This window comes from Streptomyces sporangiiformans (assembly GCF_005768555.2).
Taxonomy (GTDB): domain Bacteria; phylum Actinomycetota; class Actinomycetes; order Streptomycetales; family Streptomycetaceae; genus Streptomyces; species Streptomyces sporangiiformans.
The window spans coordinates 1-7,622 of the sequence record NZ_VCHX02000093.1 but is presented as its reverse complement, the minus strand read 5'-3'; the positions used below and the strand labels follow the sequence as shown (position 1 = coordinate 7,622).

Annotated in this window: 3 pseudogenes; all 3 read left to right on the top strand. The window is 72.6% G+C overall.

The features are described 5' to 3' along the window. Positions 1-114: 114 nt before the first annotated feature. Positions 115-1,641, top strand: a pseudogene (locus FGD71_RS50105) (condensation domain-containing protein); the annotation flags it as partial. Between the two features lie 35 nt (positions 1,642-1,676). Next, positions 1,677-6,062, top strand: a pseudogene (locus tag FGD71_RS49900) (amino acid adenylation domain-containing protein); the annotation flags it as partial. A gap of 72 nt (positions 6,063-6,134) precedes the next feature. Beyond that, positions 6,135-7,622: pseudogene (locus FGD71_RS50400) on the top strand (amino acid adenylation domain-containing protein); the annotation flags it as partial.

The following is a 7,622-nucleotide window of genomic DNA, read 5'->3' as shown; positions in this document are numbered from 1 at the left end:
CGTGGTGCGGCGGTGGTGCTGGAGGAGTTCGAGGGCGGTGGTGTGGGGTTTGTGCCGCTGCTGCCGGTGGCGCGGTATCTGCTGGAACTTGGTGGCGGGTATGGGCGGTTCACGATGTCGTCGGTGGTGGATCTGCCGGTCGGTATCGACGGGGCGGGTCTGACGGCGACGTTGGCGGCGGTCTGGGACCGCCACGACCTGCTGCGCTCCCGGCTGGTCGGCGACGGGATGGAGATCGAGGAGCCCGGCTCCGTGGATGTCTCGCGCCTGGTGCACCGGGTCGAGTGCGACGGCCGGTGGGACGACGGCTGGTGGGAGCGGGCGACGTCCGAACTCGACGCCGCGACGGGCCGGTTGGACCCGGCTCGCGGGGTGATGGCGCAGTTCGTGTGGTTCGACGCGGGTGCGGAGGCGGCGGGCCGTCTGATCGTGGTGTTGCATCACCTCGTCGTCGACGGTGTGTCCTGGCGCATCCTGCTCCCCGACCTCGCCGCGGCCTGGAAGCAGATCCGGGACGGGAAGACCCCGGAGCTCGACCCGGTCGGCACCTCGGTACGCCGTTGGACGCACGCCCTGGTGGAGGAGGCGTCCTCGCCGGAGCGTGTCGCGGAACTGGAGCTGTGGCAGTCGGTCGTCGACGGCCCGGACCCCCTCATCGGCTCGCGCCCCGTCGACCCCGCTGTCGACGTCATCTCCACCCAGGAGTACGTCTGGGTCCGCGTGCCCGCCCCGGTGACGGAGGCGCTGCTGACGGATGTGCCTGCCGCGTTCCGTGGTGGTGTGAACGACGGTCTGCTCAGTGCGTTGTCGGTGGCGGTGTCCCGTTGGCGGCGTGGTCGTGGGGTGGAGGAGTCGTCGCTGCTGGTGAAGTTGGAGGGGCATGGCCGTGAGGAGGCGGTGGTGCCGGGGGCCGATCTGTCGCGGACGGTCGGCTGGTTCACCAGTATGTTCCCGGTCCGTCTCGATCTTGCCGGTGTGGATGTTCAGGAGGCGCTGGCGGGGGGTGCGGCGGCCGGTGCGGTGGTCAAGGCGGTCAAGGAGCGGTTGCTGCGGATCCCCGACAAGGGGCTGGGTTATGGCCTGTTGCGGTACTTGAACGAGGAGACGGGTGCGGTGCTCGCGCCGTGTCCGACGGGGCAGATCGCCTTCAATTACCTGGGTCGTTTCTCCGGGGCGGACATGCCTGAGGAGTTGCGGGGGCTGGGCTGGGTGCAGGCGCCGGGCACGAACGAGCTGATCGCGGTGCCGGACGCGGACATGCCCGTGATGTCCACCCTGGAGATCAACGCGCTCGTCACCGACTCCGGGCAGCTGACCGCCCGGCTCGGCTTCCCCAGCGGTGTGCTCAGCCGCGCGGACGTGGAGGAGCTGGCCGATCTGTGGGGGGAGGCCCTGGAGGGCCTGGCCCGGCATGTCGCCCAGCCGGAAGCGGGCGGTCTGACCCCGTCGGACGTGCCGCTGGTCTCGGTGCGGCAGAGCGAACTCGAGACATGGGAGCAGCGCTACCCCGGCCTCTCGGACGTATGGCCGCTCACTCCACTGCAGTCCGGGCTGCTCTTCGAGTCGATGCTGTCGGACGCCGGACACGACGCCTACCAGATGCAGTTCGCCTACCACCTGTCCGGCGCGGTGGACCCGGAANCTACCACCTGTCCGGCGCGGTGGACCCGGAACGGATGCGGGCGGCCGGCCAGGCCCTGCTCGACCGGTACGCCAACCTGCGCACCGCGTTCGTGCCCGACGCCTCCGGCGACCTGGTCCAGCTCGTCCTCGACGATGTCGAACTGCCCTGGCAGCACCTGGACATGAGCGCCAGGAACGACACGCCTCACGCCGATGACGCGGACGACGACGAGTTCCAGCGGTTCCTGGCCGCGGACCGCGCCACGCGGTTCGACCCCACCGCGCCGCCCCTCCTGCGGATCTCGCTGATCACCCGCGGGCCCGACCGCGCCGCCCTGGTCTTCACCGCCCACCACGTGCTCTTCGACGGCTGGTCGGTGCCGACGCTCATGCAGGACCTGCTGCGGCTCTACGGCTCCGGCGGCGACACCTCCGTCCTGCCGCGGGTCCGCGGGTTCCGCGAGTTCCTGGTGTGGCAGTCGCGGCAGGACAGCGAGGCGGCCGCCGAGGCATGGGCGGGCGAGCTCGACGGCTTCGACGACCCGACCCTGCTGGTCCGCGACAAGGGCGCCGAGTCGCACAGCGACGACATCGGGCACGTCGACGTTCCGCTGTCCGCCGAGCTCTCCCTCGGACTGTCCGCGTGCGCCGCCGACCTGGGCGTCACGCTGAACACCCTGGTGCAGGGCGCCTGGGCGGTCCTCCTCGGCCAGCTGACCGGCCGGCAGGACGTGGTGTTCGGCGCCACCGTCTCCGGCCGCCCGCCGGCCGTGCCGAACGTGGAGTCCATGGTCGGTCTGTTCATCAACACCCTGCCGGTACGGGTGCGTTGTGCCCCGGGCGACACCTTCGCCCGGCTGCTCGGCGCACTCCAGGACCGGCAGGGCGCGCTGCTGGACCACCACCATCACGGGCTGACCGAGATCCAGCAGGCGGTCGGCACGAACACCCTCTTCGACACCATCGTCGTCTTCGAGTCGTACCCGGTCGACCACGTCGGCCTCAGCGAGGCCAACGACACGGCCGGAGTCGCGATCACCGGCATCACCCCGTTCAGCGGGACCCACTACCCGGTGACCGTGATGGCCGACGCCGACCCCCACCTGCGGCTGTCGCTCCAGTACCAGCCCCACGCGCTCGACCGGGCCGAGGCGGACACCATCGCCGCCCGCTTCGAACGCGTGCTGCGCGCCCTGGTGACGGACCCGTATCTGCCGGTCGGGGCGGTGGACGTGCTCAGCACCGCCGAGCGGGAGCAGGCGCTGCGCGGATTCGACGGCACCTCCATGCCGGTACCGGACACGACCGTCCCCGCGCTGTTCGCGGAGCGGGCCGCGGCGACGCCGGACGCGGTCGCCGTCGTGAGCGGCGAGAAGTCCTTGACGTACCGCGAGCTGGACGAGCGCGCGGAGCGCCTCGCCCACGGTCTCGCCGGGCGGGGCGTGGGGCCGGAGTCGGTGGTCGCGGTGGCCCTGCCGAGGACGGCCGACCTGGTCGTCGCGCTGCTCGGCGTGCTGAAGGCCGGCGCGGGCTACCTCCCGATCGACCCGGCGTATCCGAGCCGGCGCCTGGAGTTCATCCTGTCCGACGCCGCTCCCTCCCTCGTCCTCACGGACGCCGGGGCCGCGGGCGTCCTGCCGGCCACCGGCATCCCCGCGGTGCACCTCGTGGACGTCGAGCGCGAGGCGAGCACCGCGGCCCCCGCGTCGGCCGATCCCGCGTCGGCGGACCCCGCGCCGACGGCTCCTGTGCCGGTCGCCCCGCGGCCGGACAACGTGGCGTACGTGATGTACACCTCGGGGTCCACCGGGACGCCGAAGGGCGTGGCCGTCACCCACCGGAACGTGGCCGCCTGCCTGCCGGGACTGGTGGCCGCGCTGGGCGTGGAGCCGGGTGCGCGGATGCTCGCGGGCGCGTCCGTCAACTTCGACGTGTCGGTGTTCGAGATCTTCTCGACGCTCTGCGCCGGCGGCAGCGTCGAGATCATCCGTGATGTGCTCGCCCTGGGCGAGCGCGCCGACTGGACGGCCGACGTGATCAGCTCGGTGCCCTCGGCGTTCGCCGAGCTCCTCGACGAACTGCCGGGCAGGATCAGCCCCAGGACCGTGGTGTTCGCCGGGGAGGGCCTGCCGGCCGCACTGGTGGCGCGCACCCGGGAGGTCCTCCCGGGCGTGCGGGTGGTCAACGGCTACGGCCAGACCGAGTCCTTCTACGCCACGGCCTTCGCGCTGCCCGCGGACGAGGAGTGGACCGGCGGGACGAACGCGCCGATCGGCGAACCCCTGGACCACGTCCGCGTCCACATCCTGGGGGCGGGCCTGCTCCCGGTGCCGCCCGGTGTGACGGGCGAGCTCTATGTCGCGGGCGCGTCCCTCGCGCGCGGCTACCGCGGCCGGGCCGCGCTGACCGCCGAGCGGTTCGTCGCCGACCCCTTCGGTCCCCCCGGATCGCGGATGTACCGCACGGGCGACCTCGCCCGGTGGACCGCCGACGGCCACCTCGAATACGTCGGACGCGGCGACGGACAGGTGAAGATCCGCGGCGTCAGGGTGGAGCCCGCCGAGGTGGAGGCCGTCCTGGCCGGCCACCCGGACGTCGGACAGGCCGTGGTCGTCGCCCGCGAAAGCCGCGGGAGCGGCACCTCGAAGTACCTGGCGGCGTACGTGGTCCCGGCCGGACCCGAGGCGCCGCAGGACCTGCGCGCCTTCATGTCCGCGAAGCTGCCCGACCACCTGGTGCCGTCCGCGTTCGTGACGCTGGAGAAGTTCCCGCTGCTGCCCAACGGCAAGGTCGACCGCGCGGCACTGCCCGAACCGGGGTTCACCGGCGTCGCGTACCGGGCGCCCCGCACCACGACCGAGGAAGTGCTGTGCCGGCTGTTCGCCGAGGTGCTCGGGGTGGAGCGGGTCGGCATCGACGACGACTTCTTCGCCAGGACCGGCCAGTCACTGCTGGCCACCCGGCTCGTCAACCGGATCCGCGCGACCCTGGGCGCGGAGGTCCGCGTCCCGCAGGTGTTCGCCGCGCCCACCGTCGCGCAGCTCAGCGGGCAGCTGTCGACGAACGGCCCGGCCCGGCCGCGGCTGCGGCGGGCGCACACCCGCCCGGAGCGCGTGCCGCTGTCCTTCGCCCAGCGCCGGCTGTGGTTCGTCGACCGGTTCGAGGGACCGTCGGCGACGTACAACCACTCGTTCGTCCTGCGGCTGACCGGCACGCTGGACGCCGCGGCGCTGCGCGCGGCGCTGCGTGATGTGGTCGCCCGGCACGAGAGCCTGCGGACCCTGGTGGTGGAGGACGCCGACGGGCACCCGTACCAGCAGGTCCTGCCGGTGTCCGAGGTCGTCCTCGACACCCCGCTCACCGAGGTGACACCGGAAACCGCCGACGAGGAGCTCGCCCGGATCATCGGCCGCCCCTTCGACCTGGCGAAGGAGATCCCCACCCGCACCGCGCTGCTGCGGCTCGACGCCGGGGAACACCTGCTGCCCCTGGTGATCCACCACATCGCCGTAGACGGCGAGTCGATCGCCCCGCTCGCCCGGGACCTGGGCACGGCCTACGCGGCACGCCTGGACGGTACCGCCCCCGACTGGCCGGAACTTCCGGTCCAGTACGCCGACTACACGCTGTGGCAGCGCGAGCTGCTGGGCGACGAGAGCGACCCCGAGAGCCTGCTGGCCGCCCAGGCGGCCTACTGGCGCCGGGAACTGTCCGGGGCGCCGCAGCCCCTGCAGCTGCCGGCCGACCGCCCGCGACCGCCCGCGCCCAGCCACCGCGGCGACGCCGTGGAGTTCGGGCTCGCGCCCCACGTCGCCGCCGAGGTCGACAGGCTGGCCCGGGCGCACGGCGCGACGGCGGCCATGGTGCTGCAGTCCGCCCTCGCGGTGCTGCTGGGCCGCCTCGGCGGCGGCGACGACATCACCATGGGCTCCCCGATCGCCAACCGCACCGACGCCGAACTCGCCGACTTGGTTGGCTTCTTCGTCAACACGTGGGTGCTGCGCGCCGATCTGTCCGGCAACCCGTCGTTCGAGGAGGTGCTCGGGCGGGTGCGGGACAAGGCCCTGTCCGCGTACGACAACCAGGAGGCGCCGTTCGAGCGGCTGGTGGAACTGCTCAACCCCGAGCGCTCCACCGCGTACCACCCGCTGTTCCAGGTGATGTTCGCCTGGCAGAACATCACCCGCGAGGACTTCGAGATGCGCGGGCTCCGGGTGAGTTGGGAGCCGTCGTTCACGCAGACCGCCAAGTTCGACCTGTTCTTCAACATGGGCGACATCCCCGGCCAGGGCGTGATCGGGTACCTGGAGTACGCGACCGACCTCTTCGACCGGGACACCGTCGAACGCCTCGCGGCCCGCTTCGCGCAGGTCGTCGAGCACCTGGTCACCGCTCCGGAACGGCGGATCGGTGTGGTGGACGTCCTGCTGCCGGGCGAGCGGGAGCGGCTGGCCGCCCTCAGCGGACCGGACCGGCAGACTCCGGACCGGCAGACCCCGGACCGGCAGGCTCCTGACGCCACCGTGCCCGGGTTGTTCGAGCGGCAAGCAGCGGCGGCACCCGAGGCGCTCGCCGTGGTCGGCGGCGAAGTGGCGCTGACCTACCGGGAGTTGGACGAGCGCGCCAACCGTCTCGCGCACGCCCTGGCCGAGCGGGGCGTCGGGCCGGAGTCCGTGGTGGCGCTCGCGCTGCCGCGCTCGGCCGATCTGGTCGTGGCGATGCTCGGCATCCTGAAGTCCGGCGCCGCCTACCTGCCCATCGATCCGCGCTACCCGAGCGCGCGGCTGGGCCTGATGCTGGAGCAGGCACGGCCGCGGCTGATCCTCCTCGACGAGGAGGCGGCGGCCGCGCTGCCGGAGCACGACGTGCCCCCGCTGCTCCTCGGCGAGCTGGACCTGGACGGCGCCGACGCCACCCCGGTCGAGACGGTCCCGAGCCCGGACAACGCGGCGTACGTGATGTACACCTCCGGGTCCACGGGGACACCGAAGGGCGTGACGGTCACCCACCGGAACGTCACGAACTGCCTGCCTTCCCTGGCGGACGCCCTCGGCGTGCGGCCGGGCGCGCGGATGCTGGCGGGCACGTCCATCAACTTCGACGTGTCGGTGTTCGAGATCATGACGGCGCTCACCACCGGCGGCAGTGTCGAAGTGGTGCGTGACGTCCTGGAGTTGGGGGAGCGGGAGAGCTGGACGGGCGCTGTCGTCAGCTCCGTGCCGTCCGTCTTCGCCGAACTCCTCGACCAGATCGCGGGCAAGACGCGTGTGGACACGCTGGTGTTCGCGGGTGAGGCGCTGCCGGCGTCGCTGGTGCAGCGGGCCCGCAAGGCCTTCCCTGGCGTGCGCGTGGTCAACGGCTACGGCCAGACCGAGACCTTCTACGCCTCCGCGTTCGCCCTCCCGGGCGACGCCCCCTGGGACGGCGGGACCAGTGCGCCGATCGGCACACCGCTGGACGGCGTGCGGGCCTACGTGCTCGGGGACGGGCTGCTGCCCGTACCGGCGGGCGTGGTCGGCGAGTTGTACGTCGCGGGCGAGTCCGTGGCACGCGGCTACCGCGGCCGGGCGGGGCTGACAGCGGAGCGGTTCGTGCCGGATCCGTTCGGTCCGGCGGGGTCGCGGATGTATCGCACGGGTGACCTGGCGCGCTGGAATCGTGAGGGGCGTCTGGAGTACGTCGGTCGTGGCGATGGTCAGGTGAAGATCCGTGGTCTGCGGATCGAGCCGGGCGAGGTGGAGGCGGCCCTGAGCGCCCACCCCGCCGTCGAGCGGTCGGCCGTCGTGGTCCATGAGGGCAAGGGCGCGAACAAACAGCTCGTCGGGTACGTCGTCCCGGCGCACAGTGCGCACGGCGACGATGACGGCACCGCCGGCACCGCCGACAGCACCGACACCGCCAAGAACCGCAACAGCCTCGATCTGACGGCTGGGGTGTCGGTTCCGGAGTTGCGGAAGTTCGTGGCGGGGCGGTTGCCGGAGTTCATGGTGCCGTCGGCG